The sequence below is a fragment of the Pseudomonas sp. NPDC007930 genome (genome assembly GCF_042958985.1).
Lineage (GTDB): Bacteria > Pseudomonadota > Gammaproteobacteria > Pseudomonadales > Pseudomonadaceae > Aquipseudomonas.
The window spans coordinates 39,923-60,677 of the sequence record NZ_JBIBKC010000001.1 but is presented as its reverse complement, the minus strand read 5'-3'; the positions used below and the strand labels follow the sequence as shown (position 1 = coordinate 60,677).

17 protein-coding genes, 1 tRNA gene and 1 pseudogene are annotated in these 20,755 nt (G+C 63.5%); 10 read left to right on the top strand and 9 right to left on the bottom strand.

Annotated features, from left to right (window positions below; translation table 11 throughout):
* Positions 1-72 precede the first annotated feature (72 nt).
* Positions 73-1,905 (top strand): copper resistance system multicopper oxidase, encoded by a 1,833-nt coding sequence (locus ACFZCE_RS00280; protein ID WP_390934997.1) that lies wholly within the window; start codon positions 73-75, stop codon positions 1,903-1,905.
* A gap of 55 nt (positions 1,906-1,960) precedes the next feature.
* Positions 1,961-2,614 (top strand): annotated as a pseudogene (locus ACFZCE_RS00275) (copper resistance protein B); the annotation flags it as partial.
* Positions 2,615-2,744: 130 nt separating this feature from the next.
* On the opposite strand, the gene ACFZCE_RS00270 reads toward ACFZCE_RS00275, so the two are convergent.
* The 4 genes from ACFZCE_RS00270 to ACFZCE_RS00255 form a co-directional block, all read right to left on the bottom strand.
* Positions 2,745-3,638: a hypothetical protein gene (locus ACFZCE_RS00270; RefSeq protein WP_390934995.1), complete on the bottom strand. Its 894-nt coding sequence runs from the start codon at positions 3,636-3,638 to the stop codon at positions 2,745-2,747.
* Positions 3,639-3,730: 92 nt separating this feature from the next.
* Positions 3,731-5,191, bottom strand: a complete 1,461-nt coding sequence (locus ACFZCE_RS00265; RefSeq protein WP_390934993.1) for a sugar porter family MFS transporter — start codon at positions 5,189-5,191, stop codon at positions 3,731-3,733.
* Between the two features lie 112 nt (positions 5,192-5,303).
* On the bottom strand, positions 5,304-7,442 hold the full coding sequence (mtlD, locus tag ACFZCE_RS00260) for a bifunctional mannitol-1-phosphate dehydrogenase/phosphatase (RefSeq protein ID WP_390934991.1): 2,139 nt from the start codon (positions 7,440-7,442) through the stop codon (positions 5,304-5,306).
* Between the two features lie 424 nt (positions 7,443-7,866).
* Positions 7,867-8,301: an Sbal_3080 family lipoprotein gene (locus ACFZCE_RS00255; protein WP_390934989.1), complete on the bottom strand. Its 435-nt coding sequence runs from the start codon at positions 8,299-8,301 to the stop codon at positions 7,867-7,869.
* A gap of 690 nt (positions 8,302-8,991) precedes the next feature.
* On the opposite strand from ACFZCE_RS00255, the gene ACFZCE_RS00250 reads away from it, so the two are divergent.
* On the top strand, positions 8,992-9,390 hold the full coding sequence (locus ACFZCE_RS00250; protein WP_390934987.1) for a Rid family hydrolase: 399 nt from the start codon (positions 8,992-8,994) through the stop codon (positions 9,388-9,390).
* On the opposite strand, the gene ACFZCE_RS00245 is transcribed toward ACFZCE_RS00250, so the two are convergent.
* A complete protein-coding gene (locus tag ACFZCE_RS00245) occupies positions 9,375-9,776 on the bottom strand; it encodes a DUF6632 domain-containing protein (RefSeq protein WP_390934985.1) in 402 nt (133 codons plus the stop codon). The genes ACFZCE_RS00250 and ACFZCE_RS00245 overlap by 16 nt on opposite strands.
* A gap of 419 nt (positions 9,777-10,195) precedes the next feature.
* Here ACFZCE_RS00245 and ACFZCE_RS00240 point away from each other — a divergent pair, with 419 nt between their 5' ends.
* Positions 10,196-11,743 (top strand): M10 family metallopeptidase C-terminal domain-containing protein, encoded by a 1,548-nt coding sequence (locus ACFZCE_RS00240; RefSeq protein WP_390934983.1) that lies wholly within the window; start codon positions 10,196-10,198, stop codon positions 11,741-11,743.
* A 428-nt stretch (positions 11,744-12,171) separates the two neighbouring features.
* Here the strand turns inward: ACFZCE_RS00240 and ACFZCE_RS00235 are convergent, their stop codons facing one another.
* Positions 12,172-12,408: a 3'-5' exonuclease gene (locus ACFZCE_RS00235; protein WP_390936417.1), complete on the bottom strand. Its 237-nt coding sequence runs from the start codon at positions 12,406-12,408 to the stop codon at positions 12,172-12,174.
* Between the two features lie 741 nt (positions 12,409-13,149).
* Positions 13,150-13,234: transfer RNA gene (locus tag ACFZCE_RS00230), tRNA-Leu, on the bottom strand.
* Positions 13,235-13,340: 106 nt separating this feature from the next.
* On the opposite strand from ACFZCE_RS00230, the gene queA reads away from it, so the two are divergent.
* The 6 genes from queA (at position 13,341) to ACFZCE_RS00200 (ending at position 19,453) form a co-directional block, all read left to right on the top strand.
* The gene (gene queA / locus ACFZCE_RS00225; RefSeq protein WP_390934982.1) at positions 13,341-14,405 is read left to right on the top strand and encodes a tRNA preQ1(34) S-adenosylmethionine ribosyltransferase-isomerase QueA; all 1,065 of its coding nucleotides are present in this window, start codon (positions 13,341-13,343) and stop codon (positions 14,403-14,405) included.
* Between the two features lie 14 nt (positions 14,406-14,419).
* Positions 14,420-15,535, top strand: a complete 1,116-nt coding sequence (gene tgt, locus ACFZCE_RS00220) for a tRNA guanosine(34) transglycosylase Tgt (RefSeq protein WP_390936415.1) — start codon at positions 14,420-14,422, stop codon at positions 15,533-15,535.
* Between the two features lie 46 nt (positions 15,536-15,581).
* Positions 15,582-15,917, top strand: a complete 336-nt coding sequence (yajC, locus tag ACFZCE_RS00215; RefSeq protein ID WP_390936414.1) for a preprotein translocase subunit YajC — start codon at positions 15,582-15,584, stop codon at positions 15,915-15,917.
* Between the two features lie 64 nt (positions 15,918-15,981).
* Complete coding sequence (gene secD / locus ACFZCE_RS00210; RefSeq protein WP_390934980.1) at positions 15,982-17,850, top strand: protein translocase subunit SecD; 1,869 nt, start codon at positions 15,982-15,984, stop codon at positions 17,848-17,850.
* Between the two features lie 9 nt (positions 17,851-17,859).
* Positions 17,860-18,774, top strand: a complete 915-nt coding sequence (gene secF / locus ACFZCE_RS00205) for a protein translocase subunit SecF (RefSeq protein WP_390934979.1) — start codon at positions 17,860-17,862, stop codon at positions 18,772-18,774.
* A 121-nt stretch (positions 18,775-18,895) separates the two neighbouring features.
* A complete protein-coding gene (locus ACFZCE_RS00200; protein WP_390934978.1) occupies positions 18,896-19,453 on the top strand; it encodes a glycine zipper 2TM domain-containing protein in 558 nt (185 codons plus the stop codon).
* A gap of 94 nt (positions 19,454-19,547) precedes the next feature.
* Here ACFZCE_RS00200 and ACFZCE_RS00195 read toward each other — a convergent pair whose 3' ends face one another.
* The gene (locus tag ACFZCE_RS00195; RefSeq protein WP_390934977.1) at positions 19,548-20,126 is read right to left on the bottom strand and encodes a BON domain-containing protein; all 579 of its coding nucleotides are present in this window, start codon (positions 20,124-20,126) and stop codon (positions 19,548-19,550) included.
* On the bottom strand, positions 20,123-20,716 hold the full coding sequence (locus ACFZCE_RS00190) for a phosphoheptose isomerase (protein WP_390934975.1): 594 nt from the start codon (positions 20,714-20,716) through the stop codon (positions 20,123-20,125). Before ACFZCE_RS00190 ends, ACFZCE_RS00195 begins: the two co-directional genes overlap by 4 nt.
* Positions 20,717-20,755: the final 39 nt, after the last annotated feature.

The following is a 20,755-nucleotide window of genomic DNA, read 5'->3' as shown; positions in this document are numbered from 1 at the left end:
TTCTGATCAGCACACTGACAGCCGCCAGGCGCCATGCTGGGCGGCACGATAGAGCCCTTGCAGCGAGGCGGCATGCACAGCAGAAGAACCTTCGTCACCGGCCTGGCCGGCGGCGCCTTACTGGGTGGCCTGGGGCTGTGGCGGCAGCCGGCCTGGGCGGCCTCGGGCAGCCAACAGGCGGTGCTGCAGGGCAGCGATTTCGACCTGTTCATCGCCGCCAGCACGGTTGAACTCAACGGCCGTTCGCGCCCGGCGCAAACCATCAACGGCAGCCTGCCCGGCCCATTGCTGCGCTGGCGCGAGGGCGACACGGTGACCTTGCGCGTGCGCAACCGCCTCGACGAGGCCACCTCGCTGCACTGGCACGGCATCGTGCTGCCCAGTAACATGGACGGCGTGCCCGGCCTGAGCTTCCACGGCATCGCCCCCGGCGGCCTCTACGAGTACCGCTTCACCGTGCGCCAGCACGGCACCTACTGGTACCACAGCCATTCGGGCTTCCAGGAGCAACTGGGCGTGTACGGCCCGCTGGTGATCGACCCGGCCACGCCAGCGCCGTACCGCTTCGACCGCGAGCACGTGGTGCTGCTCAGCGACTGGACCGACGAGAACCCCAAGCGGGTGTTCGCCCGCCTCAAGGCCCAGGCCGGCTACTACCAGCAGCCGCGCACCCTGGTCGACTTTATCCACGACGTGGCCGACAACGGCTTTGCCGCCACCGTGAAAGACCGCGCCATGTGGGCACGCATGCGCATGCAGCCCACCGACCTCGCCGACGTGACCGGGCAAACCTACACCTACCTAGTCAACGGTCAGGCCCCGGACGGCAACTGGACCGGCCTGTTCAAGCCCGGTGAAAAGCTGCTGCTGCGGTTTATCAACGGCTCGTCGATGAGTTACTTCGACGTGCGCATTCCCGGCCTGAAGATGACCGTGGTCGCGGCCGACGGGCAGTACGTGAACCCGGTCAGCGTCGATGAGTTCCGCCTGGCCGTGGCGGAAACCCTCGACGTGCTGGTTGAGCCGGCCGAGCAACCGGCCTACACGCTGTTCGCCCAGGCCATGGACCGCAGCGGCTACGCCCGCGCCACCCTGGCCCAGCGCGTGGGCCTGAGCGCGCCGGTGCCGGCGCTGGATGCGCGGCAGTTGGTGAGCATGGCGGACATGGGCATGGACCACGGCGGCATGGCGGGCATGGACCACTCGAAGATGGGCCAAGGCGGTATGGCAGGGATGGACCACTCGAAGATGGACCACGGCGGCATGGCGGGCATGGACATGGCGAAGATGGACCACGGCAGCATGGCTGGCATGGACCACTCGAAGATGAACCACGGCAGCATGGCCATGCCGGCCATGGACCACGGCGCCCAGCCCGCGGCCGTGACCCACCCGGCCACGGAACAGCACAACCCGCTGGTCGACATGCAAACCATGAACCCCCAGCCGCGCCTGGATGACCCAGGCATCGGCCTGCGCAACAATGGCCGCCGCGTGCTCACCTATGCCGACCTCGCCAGCGCCTTCCCCGACCCGGACGGCCGCGAGCCCAGCCGCACGATCGAACTGCACCTGACCGGGCACATGGAGAAATTCGCCTGGTCGTTCGACGGGGTGAAGTTCGCCGACGCCGCGCCGATCCTGCTCAAGTACGGTGAACGGGTGCGCATCGTGCTGGTCAACGACACGATGATGGCCCACCCCATCCACCTGCACGGCATGTGGAGCGACCTGGAAGACGAACACGGGCGGTTCAAGGTGCGCAAGCACACCCTGGACATCCCCCCAGGCACGCGCCGCAGTTACCGCGTCACTGCCGATGCCCTCGGTCGTTGGGCCTACCACTGCCACATGCTTTACCACATGGAAGCGGGCATGTTCCGCGAGGTGCGCGTTGATGCGTAAGTTATTCACAGCCTGCCTGCTGGCCAGCAGCCCTGGCGCCTGGGCCGACGCCAGCATGGGCGCGATGGGCATGCACGACAGCGACCTGCACAGCTACTTCTCGTTCGACCGCCTCGAATACCAGAAGGCCGACGCCGGCACCGCGCTGGCCTGGGAGTTCGAAGGCTGGGTGGGCGGCGACATCGACCGCCTGTGGCTGCGCTCCGAGGGCGAGCGCACCAACGGCCTGACCGAAGAGGCCGAGTTGCAGGCCCTCTACGGGCATGCCATCAGCCCCTATTGGGACGTGGTCGCCGGCGTGCGCCAGGACTTCAAACCCGCCAGCCCGCAAACCTGGGCGGCGCTGGGCCTGCAGGGCGAACCCCTGGGCGGGCTCGACACCAAGGCCACCGCCTACCTTGGCGAGGCCAACCAGAGCGCGCTGCGGCTGGAGGCCGAGTACGACCTGAACATCACCCAGAACCTGATCCTGCAGCCGATGCTGGAGGCCAACCTGTTCTCCCGCAACGACCCCCAGCGCCAGCAGGGGGCAGGGCTGGCCAATGTGGAAACCGGCTTGCGCCTGCGCTACGAAATCATCCCCGAGGTGGCGCCGTACGTGGGCGTGACCTGGAACAAGCAGTTCGGCCGCAGCGCCGATTATGTGCGCGAGGAAGGCGATGATGTGGAAGAGGCGCGGCTGGTGGTGGGGGTGAAGCTGTGGTGGTAGGTCGGGCGTGAGGGCCCATCGCCCGGCACAGCCGGCCTCCCACGGGTTCTGTGTTGCCTCGTAAATCAATGGCTTACACAAATCTGGTGGGAGGCCGGCTGTGCCGGGCGAGGGGCCGGCCGCTACGCCCTCATGCCCCCAGCCCACCCACTGGCCCGCGCAACCGCCCACGCACCACGCCCCACACCACCGGCAACGGCTCGAAGCACAGCGCAATCGCGCGGATCAGCGTGGTCATCTTGCGCCCGGTGGGTGTGACCGGTTCATGGGCGATGTGCAAGGTGAGCAGGTAACCGTAAACGCGGCGCGGGTTCAGCGGCAGCCAGCCCAGTTGCTCCAGCAGCGTGCTGCCCAGCTCCCGCAGCATCGCCGAGGCCATGATCCACAGCAGCACCAGCTCGGCGCCGAGAAAGGTCAGCAGCACGATACCGAACACCAGTGGCCGCCAGTCTTCCAGGGCGGAAAACACGTTATCGATGCTGCCGCCCAAGGTGATCAGCGTGGCGATGATCGCCGCCACCGCCGCCACCAGCCCGATCAGCCGCGCGGAGTCCGGCAGGGTGAAGAACGCCACGAAGCGTGGCGCCATGGTGTCGGTGCTGGCGAGCTTTTCAAGCTGCTTGCGCTCTTCCCAGGCGTGGCGCAGTTGCCGGGCGATGCCGAGCAACTCCGCCGGCTGGCAGGCGTAGCGCTCGCACAACCAGTGCTGTTGCAGCAGCAGCCGCTCGCTGGGGGAGAGGTGGCCGGCCGCGCCCAGGCGTTGGGCACGCAATTGTGCGTACACCTCGCTCATGTGCAGGGCACAAAGCAGGGTGATGGCCATCACTGGCAGCAGCGCGGGTATCCAGGCGGTGAGCACGGTGGCCGGCAGCCCGGCCAACGCGATGCTGATCGCGATGATGCAGCTCAACATCCACAGCAGGCAGATGCGCGTGTCGCGCCGCCGCCACGCGGCGTTCAGAGGGACTTTTTCGAAGGTGTCGAAGTGGGCTTCTACATCGGCCCGCAGTTGCTTGATGCTCATGGTGTGCCTTGCGGTTTGGGCAAAGCACACCAGCTTAGGCAGCATCGCCAGCGCTGCAAGCTGTTAGGCAAAACCGCGAGTACGGCCAGCCCTCAGTGTTTTTTGGCGTGTGGCAAGAAGGTCCCGTCGCGCAAGCTCCGCTCGATGTCTTCCAGGCTGCGCCCACCGGTTTCCGGCACCAAAAAGTAAATGAACACCCACGCCAGCGCGTTGAACCCGGCGTACACCCACATCGCCCCGCCCACACCGAGCCAGTGGGTCATGGTCAGCGCGGTGCCGGTGAGCAGCAGGTTCGAGCCCCAGAGCATGGCGGCGTGCAGGCCGGCGGCTTGGTCGCGGATGGCGATGGGGTAGATTTCCGCGCCGGTCAGCCAGCCGATCACCTGGATGCCGCCAGAGTTGAAGATCATGAACACGATCAAGCAGCTGATGATCCACCACGCCTGGTTATCCCCGGCCATGTCGAAGTGCAGCACCGCGCCCAGCACCAGCAGGCTGGCCACCGCGCCGGGCAGCATCATCAGGCTGAGGCTGCGGCGGCCGGTGTGGTCGACGATCAGCTTGCCGATGAAGGTCATCACCAGGTAGGTGACCGCCACCCCCAGTGCCGACCACAGCGCCGCCGAGGCGCCAAAGCCGGCGTTTTTCAGGAAGGTGGGCGTGTAGTAGATCATCATCTCGATGCCGCTGAGCTGGGTGAACGCCGCCACCCCGAGCCCGGCCACCAGCGACGGGCGCACCCAGCGCTCCTTGATTGCCGCCCAGCCGACGCTGGGCATCTGGTCGCGCTGTTCGACGATTTCCTGGATGTCGGCGATTTCTTCTTTCACTTCCTGGCGGGTTTCACGCACCAGCGCCAGGGCTGCGGCGGCGTCGCGGCGGCGGTCGTTTTCCACCAGCCAGCGCGGGCTGCCCGGCAGCTTGGTCATGCCCAGCAGCAACAGCAGCGATGGCACCAGGGCGATGCCGATCATCCAGCGCCAGTCGAACAGGTTCTGCCCGGCCACGCCGACCACCGCCGCCATCAGGATGCCCACGCCGATCGACACGTTGAAGTAGGTCACCAGCCGCCCGCGTTTATCCGGTGGGGCCAGTTCGGCAATGTAGGTGGGCACGATCTGCGTCGAGCCGCCCACCGCGAAGCCCAGCACCAACCGCGCCACGGCCAGGCACCAGACGTTGGGCGACAACGCCGCCGCCACCACCCCCACGCAGTACACCGCCGCGACGATCATGATCGTGGTGCGCCGGCCGCGGCTGGCCGACAGCCGCGTGGAGCAGATGGCGCCGATCACCGCGCCGAGCAGGATGGCCGCGGTGACCAGTTCCTGGGCGCGGTAGCCGAGCTGGAAGTCATGGGCGATCTGCGGCAGGGCGCCAGAGATGATGCCGGTGTCGTAGCCATACAGGCCGCCGGCGATGGCGGCCACGGTGGCGACCACGGCCATGTAGGTTTGGGGCTTCAGCGAGGTGCTGGAGGCAAGGTTGGCGGTAGACATGCGGGTTCCTTTACCAAGGGAGGCAGGGTGGGAGGGCTCCTGGGGTGGTGGCACAGTGATGTGACGCCGTAAGGGGTGGACCCCTTTTCAGGTGAAACGGTTCACTTTGATGCCAGAGAGGCTGCCAGGCGGCCGCGGGCCCGGGCGGGCCGCGGCGCGCGCCGGCTCAGGCGTTGGTCAGCGGCCAGGCCCAGTGGCTCGACTCCGGCTGCTGCAGCCGGTGGAAGTGCTCGGCCACGCTGTCGATCAGCGCGGCGTCCTTGACCGGGTCCATGCCCGGGTAGGGGCGGCCGTTGTAGTCGCCGCTGTAGGTGAGCACGGCATTGACGTGGCCGCTGTCGTGGTAAATCTGCTTCACCCGCTCGGCTTCTGGGTCTTTCGCGCTGGCGAAGCGCAGCGCGTAGTGGATCGCCAAAGCCGCGCCATAGGCCAGCGCCGGCGCGCCGATGGCGTGCTTGCCGGCCAGGTCGATGCTGCTGAGGATGCGCTCGTTGCGCTGCAGCTTGCGCAGTGGGTCGCGGCCCACTCGGGCGCAGGGGTCTTTGAACGAGGTTTTGCAGCGCTCCAGAAAGGTTTGCGCAAAGGTCGCCACCGCCTCGCTCATCTGCGCGTTGTCGGCCAGCAGCGCCGGGGCCACCTCCTCGCGGATCAACCGTTCGGCGAGCGCGCTCACCCGCGGGTCGCCCATGCCCTGGCCTACCCACGAGTAGCCAAGCAGGCTGGCGTACCAGGCGATGATCGCGTGCGGGCCGTTCCACAGGCGGTTCTTGATCAGTTGGATCTGGCCGATGTCATCGACTGTTTTCACCTGGCGCAGGCGCTCGAGCAGGTCGCTGCCACGCTCCACGTACAGGGGCATGTCTGGCTCGCTGTTGAAGAGGATCAAGTGCAACTGGCTGAGCGCGTGGCTGGACTGCGCAAACGGCCGGAAGCGGCCGATCAGGCGTTCGTACTCCGGCGCCGGGCGGGTGCTTTTGGCCGGGGTGGGCGGCTCTTCGTCGAGGCTGTTCTGGAACATCTGCGACTTGATCCGCAACTGCCGCAGCAGCGCGTCGTTGCTGAGCTTGGAGACGATCCGGCTGACCACCGTTTCGGCGAAATGGGTCTTGGCCATGATCTGCTCGCAAATGGCCGCGGGGCACAGCAGCGCCAGTTCCGCCTCCACGTGGCGGCGCACAAACGCCGCGCCGCCGACCTTGTTCAGCACGATCAGGATCGTCAGCTCGCGGCCGCGCCGCTCGAAGCGCCGCAGCAGGCCCTTGGCGATGGTCTCGGCCTGGTCACGGATGGCTTGCTCGGGCAGGCTCAGGCCGACGATTTCAGAGTCGGCGTACATGGCCGCCACCGCGGTGGCGTCGTCCATGTCGATCATCCGCACGTTCTCGATGGTCTGGTCGAAGGAGGTGGCGCCGTAGCGCACGCTGTAGCGGCCGAACGCCGAAACGCTTTCGCGGAGCATCCGCGAGCGGCTGGCGGCGATGATTTCACACGGGCGGGTGTAGCCGTCCCAATGGGAGAACACCTGGGTCAGGTAACCGCCGCCGATCGCGCCAAAACCATGAATGCCCACCCGGAACTGGTTCAGTGACTGCGGGAACGGCTCGCCCAGTTCCGGCATGCCAAGGGCGGGGATGCACTCGCTGAGGTCGGCGAGAAACCCGCGCATGCTGGTGTAGGCCTTCAGCGCGCCAGCTTTCACTTCGGCGGCCGGTGGCTTGATGTCTTCGATCAGGATCGGCTGGCCTTCGGCGCGGATCGCCGAGAGCATGCCGTTCTCCGAATCCTCGACCATGAAGCACTGGCCCGGCTCGCAGTTCAGTGCGCTGGCGGCCTTGAGGAAGATCTCCGGGTGCGGCTTGCCCTGGCTCACTTCGTCACCGCACACGGTGATGTCGAAGTACTTCAGCACATTGGCGTTGATCAAGTATTCCTCGGCGATCGCCCGCCGGCTGGAGGTGGCCACGGCCATGGTCAGGCCGCACTTGCGCAGGCGCTCGAGCACCTCCAGCAGCCCGGCCTTGATCGGCACGCCGTGGTTGCGCACGTACTCCAGTTCCAGCTCATCGGCGCGCTGGCGGATTTGCGCATAGGGGAAGTGTTCGCCGTTGTGCGCCTTGGCCAGGGCCTCGGCTTTTTTCGCGCTCAGGCCCAGCGAACCGACCAGGGTGTGCTCGGCGAGCGGCTTGCCGAAAATTTCCGTAGAGGCCTGCTTGAGGGTTTTGAAGCGCAGGCGCTCGGTGTCGAACATGGTGCCATCCATATCGAAGATGGCGCTGAAAATACGTTTTCCCTGAAAGAAAATCATGGGTGGACTCCTGTGTCGCGGGAACGGCGGCAAGCTGGGTGGGGCTGCCAGGGCCAGCGTGGCGTTCCAGTCAAATGCAGCGGCAGCGGGTCAGCTCGGTGGCTGGCCAGCGGTGAGGGCAGGGGTGTTGCGAGGGCTAGGAAAGCCTGGGGGCGAAGCGGGGGGTGATGCGCGGAGAGGGGTGAGCCCGGGGGCGGCTTGGTGGCCGTTTTGTCGGTCAGGCCCATGGTCCGCGATCAGGGGGGCGGACGATGGGCCGAAGGGGCGATGGATACGTGTGGTTCCGAGCATTGGGTGGTGTAAGGCCTGTCTGAAAATGAGAGTGCCTTTTTAGGGGTAACATGGATGGCGGGTTGGGATCAAGGCCGGGGTAGGCGGGTTGCGGGTGGCCAAGCCCGCGATAAAGCCGCTCAAGGGCGCGCGTTCAGCGCGCCGGCATATCCTTCAGCAACTGCTCCAGCACCGGCGCCATTTTGGTCTGCGTGCCTTGCCACTTGGCCATCGACAACCCGCCCTTGCCGCGCAGGTAGTAATGGGCAGCGCCCACTCGGCGGCGTTCGCTGTCCCACACTTCGAGGTCCGCACTGCTCAGGTACGGCACCACATCCCAGGTGCGGTAGGCCACGTAGGTCAGGCGGTAATCGCAGCTGGCCGGCACCTGCGCATACACCTGGGAGGTAATGCCACGGGCGGCCAGGCCGCGCTGGATCACGTCGACGAAATCACTGACCTGCACCTTGGGGTTGCTTTCAATGCAGATGTTGGCGGGGCGCACCCCCAGTGGCTCGACCTGAATCGCCGTACAGCCGCCCAACACGGCCACGCTCAGAACTGCCAAACCCGCTACAACGGCCTTCATGTACTGCGGCTCCTTCCTGGAATGCGGCTGCCATCAGGGCAGCGGCGATAGGTGGCATGATGCCATGATGCTGGCCTGGGCTCCACCGCCTGAGGTCGATCATCGAACGCGGTGATACTCGCTACTGCCCCTATCCATTTCACCGGTGCCGTGGCGCTTCGTATCCTGAACATCAACGTGTTTCGAGGAGGCGGGTGTATGCGTAATGCGCTGGTTCAAGGTGCCTGGGTTGGCCTGGGGCTGTATGTGGCGGTGCTGGGGGTGGGGTTGGCGACTGCGCGGTTGATGGTCGGGCAGTAAGCCGGTGTAGGGCTTTAGCGGCCCTTCGCCCGGCACGGCCGGCCCCACCAGGACTAGGGCCGTGTTTATTCGCCTTGCGTGAGAATGAAGTCGAATTCGCCTACACCCTGCACAAGCAAGTAGCGGGTCTCGCCGTTGCCTGTTGCGCGAAACCGATGCGGCCGCCCCGCGGCAATCTGGTAGCACTGGCACTGCCGCCAATCGCCGTGTTTGAAGAGAGGTTTTCTCGCTTCGCTCAAGCTGGAGCGTAGAGGGTTGGCGAGGGGCCGCCAAAACCCTGGGAAGCTGGCAAACTCGAATACCTCCTCGGCGGTGGCGGCCAGTGCTTTTCACGAATAGCCGGGCTGCATGATGATAGGGCTCACCCACCCGTTGCTCGAGGGCACCCTGATGCCAGATCGCGAAATCATCGTTCCAGAAGCTATGAAGTTGATCCCCGAGCGGCTCGGCTATGCCCCCGCAGTGAAGGCCGGCAACTTGCTGTTTTGCTCGGGGCAAATAGGCCGGACCGCTGAGCTGGAAGTTATCGTCGACCCGGAACAGCAATTCATCGCGGCCTGGAAAAACCTTGAAATCGTCTTGCATGCCGGCGGCTGCACTTATGCCGACGTGGTCGAGATGACCACCTACCACGTGGATATCGCCGAGCACATGGAGCTGTATAAAAAAGTCCGCGATCGGGTGTTCCCCAGGGCGACCTGCGCCTGGACGGCGATCGGCGTCAGCGCCCTGGCGCACCCGGCGCTGCTGCTTGAAATCAAGTGTGTGGCGGTTCAGCGCGGCGCCTGACGCCCCGGGGATGGCGGTTTCCGGGCGGTAATGGCGATGGCCAAGGCAACCGCCACGATGAACAGCGCCGGCACGTCACCCATCAAATGCCCCATTTGCCCCGGCTGGGTGACCGCCTGGGCCGCCATGATTGCACCGTGTACGGCGCTGGACCACACGGTGAACCAGATAAGGCTCAGGTGGGCTAATGGGTCACGCGCGGCCCGGATCAAGAACACCCCCAGTGTGGCGTAGAGGCCAACGATCATCATCGGGTAGTCCGAGTGGCCGGTGTGCCACGCCCAGCCGGATGGCCAGACCAGCATAAGGGGGTAGAGCGCAAGGCAGGCGAGGCCGGCGAGTACTAGAACTACGCGCAGATACCGGAGGCGATCGACTACGGTCATGGCGGGCTCCTTTTTGGGCCTAACGCTGTATTGACCCTAGTGGGGGGTAACGGCTTTGTGGGCTGGGTGGGTAATAGGCCTTGGTCAGGTGTTGGCCAGGGCTGTGGTAGTGGGTGGCTGCTGACGGGGGCGATACACCCTGGGTGGTCGGCGCAGTCTGTTTGATTGGTTCCAGCCGTTGGTAAAGCATAGCCACTCATACCCACTGCCATACGGCATCCTTACCAGCGATGCCCAGCATTGCCCTTCACACCGAATGGCGAACGCCAAAAGCTCCCGCACAACATGTGCATCAAATCCCCAGGATCGCACCGGCTTAGCTGCCCTCTCAGCGGACAAGGCCCACTGCCATTAACGAAGCGGCGTTAATTTGCTGCGAACCACACTCGCGTTGGCCCGACCGTAGGTAAGGAGCAGACATGGCCCAGATTTCAGACACCCAAGACATCACCCATCAAACGGTGCTAGGCGATTTGCAGGTCACGAGCGCAGGTAGCAAAGTCAGTAATAACCCGGCCGAACTCATCGTGCAGGGCAGCCCCGGCAACGACTACCTACGCGGTGGGTTGGCCAATGAGCTGCTGATGGGCAGCGCCGGTAACGATTATCTAATCAGCGGGGGTGGCAACGATGTGCTGGTCCCCGGTGCCGGAGCTGATAGTTTGGTCGGCGGCTCAGGCAGCGATGTATTCCGGTTCGACCGAATCAGCGACAGCTATATCAGAGCCTCAGGCGAGTACACCGATGCCATCAACTATTTTGATCCCGCACATGATGTCCTCGACGTGTCGGCGTTGGGCTATAGCCATTTAGGCAATGGCTATGGCGATACCCTGCATATACGCAGCGAGCCCCTGCGCGGCATATACATTTTGGAAAGCTACGAGCAGAATGCTAACGGCCAACGTTTTGCCGTGCAGTTCTTAGCCAACAGCGGCCTTATTACCGATGCAAACTTTCAACCGCTGATCGCTGGCACCTCGCACGACGATCTGCTGCCAGGTACCGACGCCGGCGAAACCCTCAAGGGCGGCGCGGGCCGCGACACTATCGAAGCCGGTTCAGGGAATGACCGCCTATTTGGCGGCGCGGGCGGCGACACCTTGAGCGGCGGCGCGGGTGCCGACAACTTCGTATATACCCAGCTCAGCGACAGCTACCGTAACGATGCCAGTGGCAGCTACAGCAGCCGCGACCTGATCACCGACTTCAGTAGCAACGGCCATGACATGATTGACGTGTCCGCATTGGGGTTCACCGGGCTGGGTAATGGTTACAACGGTACGCTGAAGGTTGTTCTAAACCTTGCCGGCGACGCTACCGCGCTCAAATCCTTAGAGCCCGATACCCATGGCAACCGCTTCGAAATTCTGCTCAGTGGGAACCATGTCAATGAGCTCAACTCCAGCAGCGTGCTGTTTGCCCCGCCCATTGACGCGACAGCGGTCACCACACCGCAGCCGATCATCCCGGTGAATTTGGCCGGCGATGATGAGGCCAACCACCTTTATGGCTATTGGGGCGACGATACCCTGGCCGGCGGCGCCGGAAACGACACCCTCGACGGTAACGCCGGCAATGACGTGCTGACCGGTGGGTTGGGCGCCGATAAGCTCACCGGCGGATCAGGCAATGACCGTTTCGTCTTCACGAGCAGTGCCGACAGCTATGCCGGCAGCAGCGACCTGATCACTGATTTCATCTGGGGCGAAGACAAGCTCGATGTCGCCGCGCTCGGTGTGACCGGTTTGGGCAACGGCAGTAACGGCACCTTGCGCATGGCCTATGATGAAGTCAACGACCGTACCTACCTGCGTAGTAACGAGGTAGGCCCCGATGGCCACGCCTTTCAGGTCACACTCGCCGGATTCGACTACACGCGATTGATCACCGATGCCGATCTGGTGGTTGCCGATACGACAGACGTGGCGCTCCTTGGGCATGCTGCTGTTGACCAAGCGGGCTGATACCGCCTGAACAGCACAGCTTCCCACTTTTAGTTGCCTGGGCTCCTGCCAGACAGGAACTGGTTGTAGCCGCAGTCGTACTGCCTTCAGGTCCACTTTGGTGGCTCAATCTCTGATGAGTATGGCATCCGCTATGGGTCGAAAGCAGGCACTCTGCGATCGGCCGCTTTCGACCCAAATTGGGTGAAAACCTCCGAAGCGATGAGGCTGGTTAAAAACAATCAAAATTTCGCGCTTCTACGCTAACTATGAATAGCCATGTTTTAACAAATTTCACGTACGCTCGCATTCTTCGAGGTAAAGCTTGGGTTTTAACACAGCCTGGACCCAACGCGGCCGGTCAGCCTGTCAAAGAATCCAGTGGGCATTCCGCCGGCCATAAGTATTGTTTGCAGATGTACCCCAGCAACAATCAGCAGTCGATCAGCTCAACGCTCAGGCACGGTTTCATATAAGTAATTAGTCCTCGCCAGTTCGCGGGTTGCTGCTTTTCCTCGAGCTGTATCAGATATTAAAAATAGATTCTTCCTAGCCCTAGAACATATGACGTAAAGAAGCTTCTTTGCGCTGTCGAGCGGCTTGGGATCTGCCCGATGCGGAACCATGCCATCAAGCAGGGATAAGGCGATCAGATTGTCAAATTCAGCACCTTTGATGCCATGGATTGTTGTAGTGAGCCGGCAGCACCGGCATTTGAGTGCTTAGCCTCACCCAAACTATCCACAACCGCCTTCACACCAGTGACCGATACACCAACCACGCCCTCGGTCCAACCAACCCATCCCCCATCGCCGCCTCGTAAACAGGCTATTCACCTCAGCCAGCAAGTCTGACGCATGGCCGATCGCATCGGCCGCGTTCACACCTTCCACGACCTGAAACAGCGGCCGCTCCTGAGCCGCCGGCCCAACCGGACAAAACCTGTTCACAGCGGTAACGAATTCATTGTTCATGCCGCAACGCTCCTTGGGTCACGGAGCTGCCAGAAACCGTCGCCAAACGATAGAGGGTGGGAGCTGTGCGCAGGTTGGCGAACCGGTACCCAAGGACCCGGCAGACACGAATGTCTCCCACGCACCGCTGCCATAAACTGGGCTGCTGGCAGGGGAGCCGGCAGTCTAGGTGGGGCAGTTGACGCGCCTTTGGTTGTTCAGGTCGCCAAACCTGGCCGCTGGTTTTACAGCGACGCGAGGAAGGTAATGAGCAGGATCCAAAGGTGCAATATGGAGAATTTTCTGGAAATTAATTTGCGGTGTTAGAAGCGCGCGGGGAGGTGCCAAGGGCAACAACAGGGCCAGGCGCACCACAGGTGGTGGCTTGGAATACGCCTTCGCGCGCAAGCCGGAGTGCCGGGCCAAACATGAAAAAGGCCCGCTGGTCAGAGACCAGCGGGCCTTTTTCATGTTTGGTGCCCCGGGGGAGACTCGAACTCCCACTCCTTTCGAAAACGGATTTTGAATCCGCCGCGTCTACCGATTCCGCCACCGGGGCAATGGCGCGGAAGTATAGAGAGCCGCCGGGCGGCGGTCAATCAGGTTTCATAGTCAATGTGCTGATTTTCCGCTAGAATTTCCGGCCCTGTTGAGCCGAAACCATCATGCGCGTCGCCGATTTCTCCTTCAGCCTGCCCGATTCCCTGATTGCCCGCCACCCCCTGGCCGAACGCCGGGGCAGCCGTTTGCTGGTGCTGGACGGCCCTTCGGGGGCATTGGCGCACCGGCAGTTCGCCGATGTGCTGGAGTATCTGCGCCCCGGTGACCTGATGGTGTTCAACAACACCCGGGTGATCCCAGCGCGGCTGTTCGGGCAAAAGGCCAGCGGCGGCCGGGTCGAGGTGTTGGTTGAGCGGGTCACCGGCAGCCACGCGGTGCTGGCCCATGTGCGCGCCAGCAAGGCGCCGAAGGCCGGCACTCGGTTGCTGATCGACGGCGGCGGCGAGGCCGAGATGGTCGCCCGCCATGAGGCGCTGTTCGAACTGCGCTTTGCCGAGCCGGTGCTGCCGTTGCTGGAGCGGGTCGGGCACATGCCGCTGCCACCTTATATAGACCGCCCCGACGAAGCCGCCGACCGCGAGCGGTATCAAACCGTGTACGCCGAGCGTGCCGGCGCGGTCGCCGCGCCGACCGCCGGGTTGCATTTCGATGAGCCGCTGTTGGCGGCGATCCGCGCCAAGGGCGTGGAGACTGCCTTCGTCACCCTGCACGTGGGCGCCGGCACCTTCCAGCCGGTGCGGGTCGACAACATCGAAGACCACCACATGCACAAGGAGTGGCTCGAGGTGAGCGCCGAAGTGGTCGCCGCGGTCGAGGCCTGCCGTGCCCGGGGTGGCCGGGTGGTGGCGGTGGGCACCACCAGCGTGCGTTCGCTCGAAAGCGCCGCGCGTGGCGGTGTGCTCAAGCCGTTCAGCGGCGACACCGACATCTTCATCTACCCGGGCCGGCCGTTCCACGTGGTCGACGCCCTGGTGACCAATTTCCATTTGCCGGAGTCCACGCTGCTGATGCTGGTCTCGGCGTTTGCCGGTTACCCGCAAACCATGGCCGCGTATGCCGCGGCGGTGGGCAACGGCTACCGCTTTTTCAGTTACGGTGATGCCATGTTCATCACCCGCAATCCGGCGCCGGAGGCTCCCTCGAGCAGCGCGCCCGAGGAGCTTGCATGAGTCGCACCTGCCGTATGGCATTCGAGCTGTTGGCCACCGACGGCAAGGCCCGCCGTGGCCGCCTGACCTTCCCCCGTGGCGTGGTCGAAACCCCGGCGTTCATGCCGGTGGGTACCTATGGCACGGTCAAGGGCATGCTGCCGCGCGACATCGAGGCCATCGGCGCGCAGATCATCCTGGGCAACACCTTCCACCTGTGGCTGCGCCCGGGCACCGAGGTGATCAAGGCCCACGGCGACCTGCACGACTTCATGCAGTGGAAGGGGCCGATCCTCACCGATTCCGGCGGCTTCCAGGTGTTCAGCCTGGGCGCGATGCGCAAAATCAAGGAAGAGGGCGTGACCTTCGCCTCGCCGGTCGACGGCAGCAAGGTGTTCATGGGCCCGGAAGAGTCGATGCAGGTGCAGCGCGACCTGGGCTCGGACATCGTGATGATCTTCGACGAGTGCACCCCGTACCCGGCCGACCACGACACCGCGCGCAAGTCCATGGAACTGTCGCTGCGCTGGGCGCTGCGCTCGAAGAACGCCCACGCTGACAGCAGCGCGGCGCTGTTCGGCATCGTTCAGGGCGGCATGCACCAAGACCTGCGCCAGCGCTCGCTCGATGGCCTGCAGGAGATCGGCTTCGACGGCCTGGCCATTGGCGGGCTGTCGGTGGGCGAGCCGAAGGATGAAATGATCCGCGTGCTCGACTATCTGCCCGGCCTGATGCCCGCAGACAAACCTCGTTACCTTATGGGTGTTGGCAAGCCGGAAGACCTTGTGGAAGGTGTGCGCCGCGGGGTCGACATGTTCGACTGCGTGATGCCCACGCGTAATGCGCGCAACGGCCATTTGTTCATCGACACCGGCGTGCTGAAGATCCGCAACGCGGTGCACCGCCATGACGATTCACCGTTAGACCCAACCTGCGATTGCTACACCTGCCAGAATTTCTCCCGCGGCTACCTCCATCATTTGGACAAATGCGGCGAAATGCTCAGCAGCATGCTCAATACCATCCACAACTTGCGCCATTACCAGCGCTTGATGGCTGGTTTGCGCGAGGCAATCCAACAGGGTAAATTGGCCGCCTTCGTCGATGCCTTCTATGCCAAGCGCGGGTTGCCCGTGCCGCCTCTGGACTGATTTTCCCTCATTACATAATTAGCAACTGGAGCGCTACATGAGCTTGCTGAGCTTTCTGATCCCCACCGCGCAAGCGGCCGACGCCGCCGCACCTGCCAGCCCGATGGGCGGTGGTTTCGAGTGGGTTTTCCTGGTCGGCTTCCTGGTCATTTTCTACTTCATGATCTGGCGCCCACAGGCCAAGCGCGCCAAAGAGCAGAAAAACCTGCTCGGCGGCCTGCAGAAGGGCGACGAAGTGGTCACCACCGGCGGTATCGCCGGCAAGATCACCAAGGTGACCGACGATTTCATCGTGGTAGAAGTGTCTGACAACGTCGAACTCAAGTTCCAGAAGGGCGCCGTCGCGGCGACCCTGCCAAAGGGCACGCTCAAAGCGATCTGATCGGCAGTTTTTTACCTTACCGTCGGGGCGCGCAACGCGCCCCGCGTCTTGAACGGGCGGCGTGATGCTGAACAAATACCCTCTGTGGAAGTACATTCTGATCGTGGCGGTGCTGGCGGTCGGTTTTATCTATTCCGCACCCAACCTTTATCCCGATGACGCGGCCATCCAGGTGTCCGGTGCCAGCAGCGCGCTGCAGGTCACCCCGGCCGACCTGGCCAAGGCCACCCAGGCACTGACTGCCGCGGGCATCCAGGTCAAGGCCTCGAACGTTGCCGAAAACGGCAAGGGCGGTTTGTTGCGCCTGGTCAAACAGGAAGACCAACTGCCGGCCAAAGACATCGTGCGTACCGCCTTGGGCGACGACTATGTGGTGGCGCTCAACCTCGCCCCGACCACCCCGCAGTGGCTGCGCTCGGTGGGTGCACACCCGATGAAGCTGGGCCTCGACCTTTCCGGCGGCGTGCACTTCCTGCTCGAAGTCGACATGGACAAAGCCGTCGACGCGCGCCTGCAGGTGTATGAAGGCGAAGTCAAAACCGCGCTGCGCAAAGAGCAACTGCGCTACCGCAGCCTGCCGCAGGATGGCGCCGCCATTCAGCTGGGCTTCAGCGACACCGACTCCCGCGACAAGGCCCAGGCCTTGATCCGCAAGAGCTTCACCGATTTCGACATCACCACCAGCACCCGCAACGAGCTGTCGGTGCTGCGCCTGGCGCTGACTCAGGCCAAGCTCGCGGAAATCCGCGAGTACTCGATCAAGCAGAACCTCACCACCGTGCGCAACCGCGTCAACGAACTGGGCGTGGCCGAACCGCTGGTGCAGCGCCAGGGCGCCAACCGTATCGTGGTCGAGCTGCCGGGCGTGCAAGACACCGCCGAAGCCAAGCGCATCCTCGGTAAAACCGCCAACCTCGAGTTCCGCCTGGGCGCTGGCCCCGACGACACCCGCGCCAGCACCGAAACCTTCGAGTTCCGTGATGGCAGCCGCCCGCCGGCACCGGTTGAGCGTGGTTTGATCATCACCGGTGACCAGGTCACCGACGCCCAGGCCAGCTACGACGAGCACGGCCGCCCGCAAGTGAACATCAAGCTCGACGGCCACGGCGGCGACCTGATGAGCCGCGCCACCCGCTCCAACGTGGGCCGCTCCATGGCGGTGATCTTCATCGAGCAGAAGCCAACCACCAAGACGGTGCGCCAGGTGGTCGATGGCGTTGAAAAAGACGTCACCGTGCCGACCTTCACCGAAGACAAGAAGATCATCAGCCTGGCGACCATCCAGTCGCCGCTGGGCAACCAGTTCCGCATCACCGGCCTGAACGGCCAGGGTGAGTCGTCCGAACTGGCCCTGCTGCTGCGCGCCGGTGGCCTGGCCGCGCCGATGTACTTCGCCGAAGAACGCACCATCGGCCCGAGCCTGGGCGCCGACAACATCCACAAGGGCATCGACGCCTCGCTGTGGGGCATGTTGTTCGTGTCGCTGTTCATCATCGCCATCTACCGCTTCTTCGGCCTGATCGCCACCGTTGCGCTGGCGTTCAACATGGTCGTGCTGCTGGCGTTGATGTCGATCCTCGGCGCCACGCTCACCCTGCCAGGCATCGCCGGTATCGTGCTGACGATGGGCATGGCGGTCGACGCCAACGTGCTGATCTTCTCGCGTATCCGTGAAGAGATCGCCGCCGGCATGGCCGTGCAGCGCGCCATCCACGAAGGTTTCAACCGCGCCTACACCGCGATCATCGACGCCAACCTGACCAGCCTGCTGGTGGGTGGCATCCTGTTCGCCATGGGCACCGGCCCGGTCAAAGGCTTCGCAGTGACCATGTCGCTCGGTATTTTCACCTCGATGTTTACGGCCATCATGGTGACTCGCGCGATCGTCAACCTGATCTACGGCGGCCGTGACGTCAAGAAGCTGTGGATCTAAGGGGCAACCATGAAACTCAATACGATCAACTTCATGGGCGTGCGCAACGTTGCGTTTGCCCTGACCGTGTTCCTCACCATCCTGGCGCTGTTCAGCTGGTTCCATAAAGGCATCAACTTCGGCCTGGACTTCACTGGCGGTACCCAGATCGAGCTGACCTACCAAAAGCCGGCTGACCTGGGCATGGTCCGTGAAGAGCTGGCCAAGGCCGGTTACCACGAGGCCATCGTGCAGAGCTTCGGCGCGGCCAACGAGTTGCTGGTGCGCATGCCGGGCGACAACGCCAAGCTGGGCAACGACGTAGCCGCGGCCCTGCAGAAGTTCGGCGGCGACAACCCGGCCACCGTCAAGCGCGTCGAGTTCGTCGGCCCGCAGGTCGGTGAAGAGCTGCGTGACCAGGGCGGCCTGGGCATGCTGCTGGCCCTGGGTGGGGTGCTGGTGTACCTGGCGTTCCGCTTCCAGTGGAAGTTCGCCGTGGGCGCCATCGTCTCGCTGATCCACGACGTGGTGGTGACGATGGGTATCCTGTCGTTCTTCCAGATCACCTTCGACCTCACGGTACTGGCCGCGGTGCTGGCGATCATCGGCTACTCGCTCAACGACACCATCGTGGTATTCGACCGGGTGCGTGAGAACTTCCGGGTGATGCGCAAGGCCTCGCTGATCGAGAACATCAACGTCTCGACCACGCAAACCCTGCTGCGGACCATCGCCACTTCGGTGTCGACCTTGCTGGCGATCGGCGCGCTGCTGCTGTTTGGTGGCGACAACCTGTTCGGCTTCTCGCTGGCGCTGTTCATCGGCGTGATGGCCGGTACCTACTCGTCGATCTATATCGCCAACGTGGTGCTGATCTGGCTGAACCTGAACAGCGAAGACCTGATCCCGCCCGCGGCCAAAGACACGGTAGACGACCGCCCGTAACGCCTGGGCCCTACCGCTAAGCCGCTGAAAAGGCGCAAGTATTGAACTTGCGCCTTTTTTGTTGCTCCAAGGCTAGGAGGTTAACGCGCTAGCGCGAGACCGAATTCAGGAGAGCATAAACGTGAATAAATCGTTGCTGATTGGTGCAGTGCTGGGTGCTGTCGGTGTGACCGCCGGGGGTGCTGTCGCGACCTACAGCCTCGTAAAAAAAGGCCCTGAGAATGCCGTTGTGCTGGCGTCCGAGCCGATCAAGGAACAGATCAAAACCCCACGGCAGGAATGCCGTGAGGTCACCGTGACCCGCCAGCGCCCCGTACAGGATCAACACCAGATCGTGGGCAGCGTGCTCGGCGCGGTGGCCGGTGGCTTGCTGGGCAACCAGATCGGTGGCGGTGGCGGCAAGAAGATCGCCACCGTGGCAGGCGCCGTCGGCGGTGGCTACGCCGGTAACAAAGTGCAGGAGCACATGCAGAACAACGATACTTACCAGACCACCCAAACTCGCTGCAACACTGTGAACGACATCAGCGACAAGGTCGTGGGTTACAACGTGAAGTATCAGTTGAATGGCCAGGTTGGCCAGGTGCGCATGGACCACGACCCAGGTTCGAGCATCCCGGTGAACCCGCAGGGCCAACTGGTGCTGACCCAGAACCAGCCGGGGCAGCAGCCGCAGTAAGTTCAGGCAAAACAAAAAGGCCAGTCAGTTAACCTGACTGGCCTTTTTGTTTGCCGCTTACCGCTTTACCGCTTGCAGCTGAAAGCTTGAAACTTCAGTTGATATACTCGAACAACTTCACAATCCGCTGCACCCCGCCCACGCCTTGCACCAGGTTGGTGGCGCGGGTGGCTTCCTGTTGGGTCACCAGGCCCAGCAGGTAAACGATGCCGTTCTCGGTGACCACCTTGATGCGGGCCCCCGGGATGGTGCTGTCAGCGAACATCTGCGATTTGATCTTGGTGGTCAGCCAGGCGTCGTTGTTGCGCGCCAGCAACGAGGAGGGTTCGATCACCTGGATTTCGTTGTGCACGGTCTTGACCTTCTGCACCTGCGAGGCGGTTTGCCCGGCCAGTTGCTTGAGGTCTTCACGCGGGGTTTGCCCGGCTACCAGCACCACGCCGTTGAAGCTGGTCACCACGATGTGCGAACCCTGGGCGAGGTCCGGGCTGGCCTTGGAAATGTTTACCGAGACCTTGGTTTCGATCAACGAGTCGTCGATCTTGCTGCCCAGGGTGCGGGTGCCGCGGTCGTCGGTGATGCCGTCTTCGCGGGTTGCGGTGAGTACCGAGCTGCAACCACCGAGGGCGAGGCAGAGGGTCAGGGCCATGAGGCCAAAACGGCTGGGGATCATTCTTCACTCCCGAAAATAAGGCTGTCGATCAGGTCGCACAGGCAGTGGATCACCAGCAGGTGAACTTCCTGGATGCGTGCGGTGACCTGGGAAGGCACGCGGATTTCTACGTCTTCTGGCAGCAGCAGTGAGGCCATGCCACCGCCGTCGCGGCCGGTGAGGGCGACCACGGTCATGTTGCGGTCGTGGGCCGCCTGGATGGCCTGGATCACGTTGGCCGAGTTACCGCTGGTGGAAATCGCCAACAGCACGTCGCCTTCGTGGCCGATGGCGCGGATCTGCTTGGAGAACACCTCGTTGTAGCTGTAATCGTTGGCGATCGAGGTGAGCGTGGAGGTGTCGGTGGTCAGGGCGATGGCGGGCAGGCCCGGCCGTTCGCGCTCGAAGCGGTTGAGCATCTCCGAGGAAAAGTGCTGGGCATCGCCGGCCGAGCCGCCGTTGCCGCAGGCCAGTACCTTGCACTCGCTGAGCATGGCATTGACCATCACCTGGGCCGCCAGCTCGATATGGGGGGCGAGGGCGTCGATCGCTCGCAGCTTGGTGTCGATGCTGGCCTCGAACAGGCGGCGGATACGGGATTGCATGTCCATCAGAAAAACCTTGATTGAAGGCGCCCGTGGGCGGGGCGC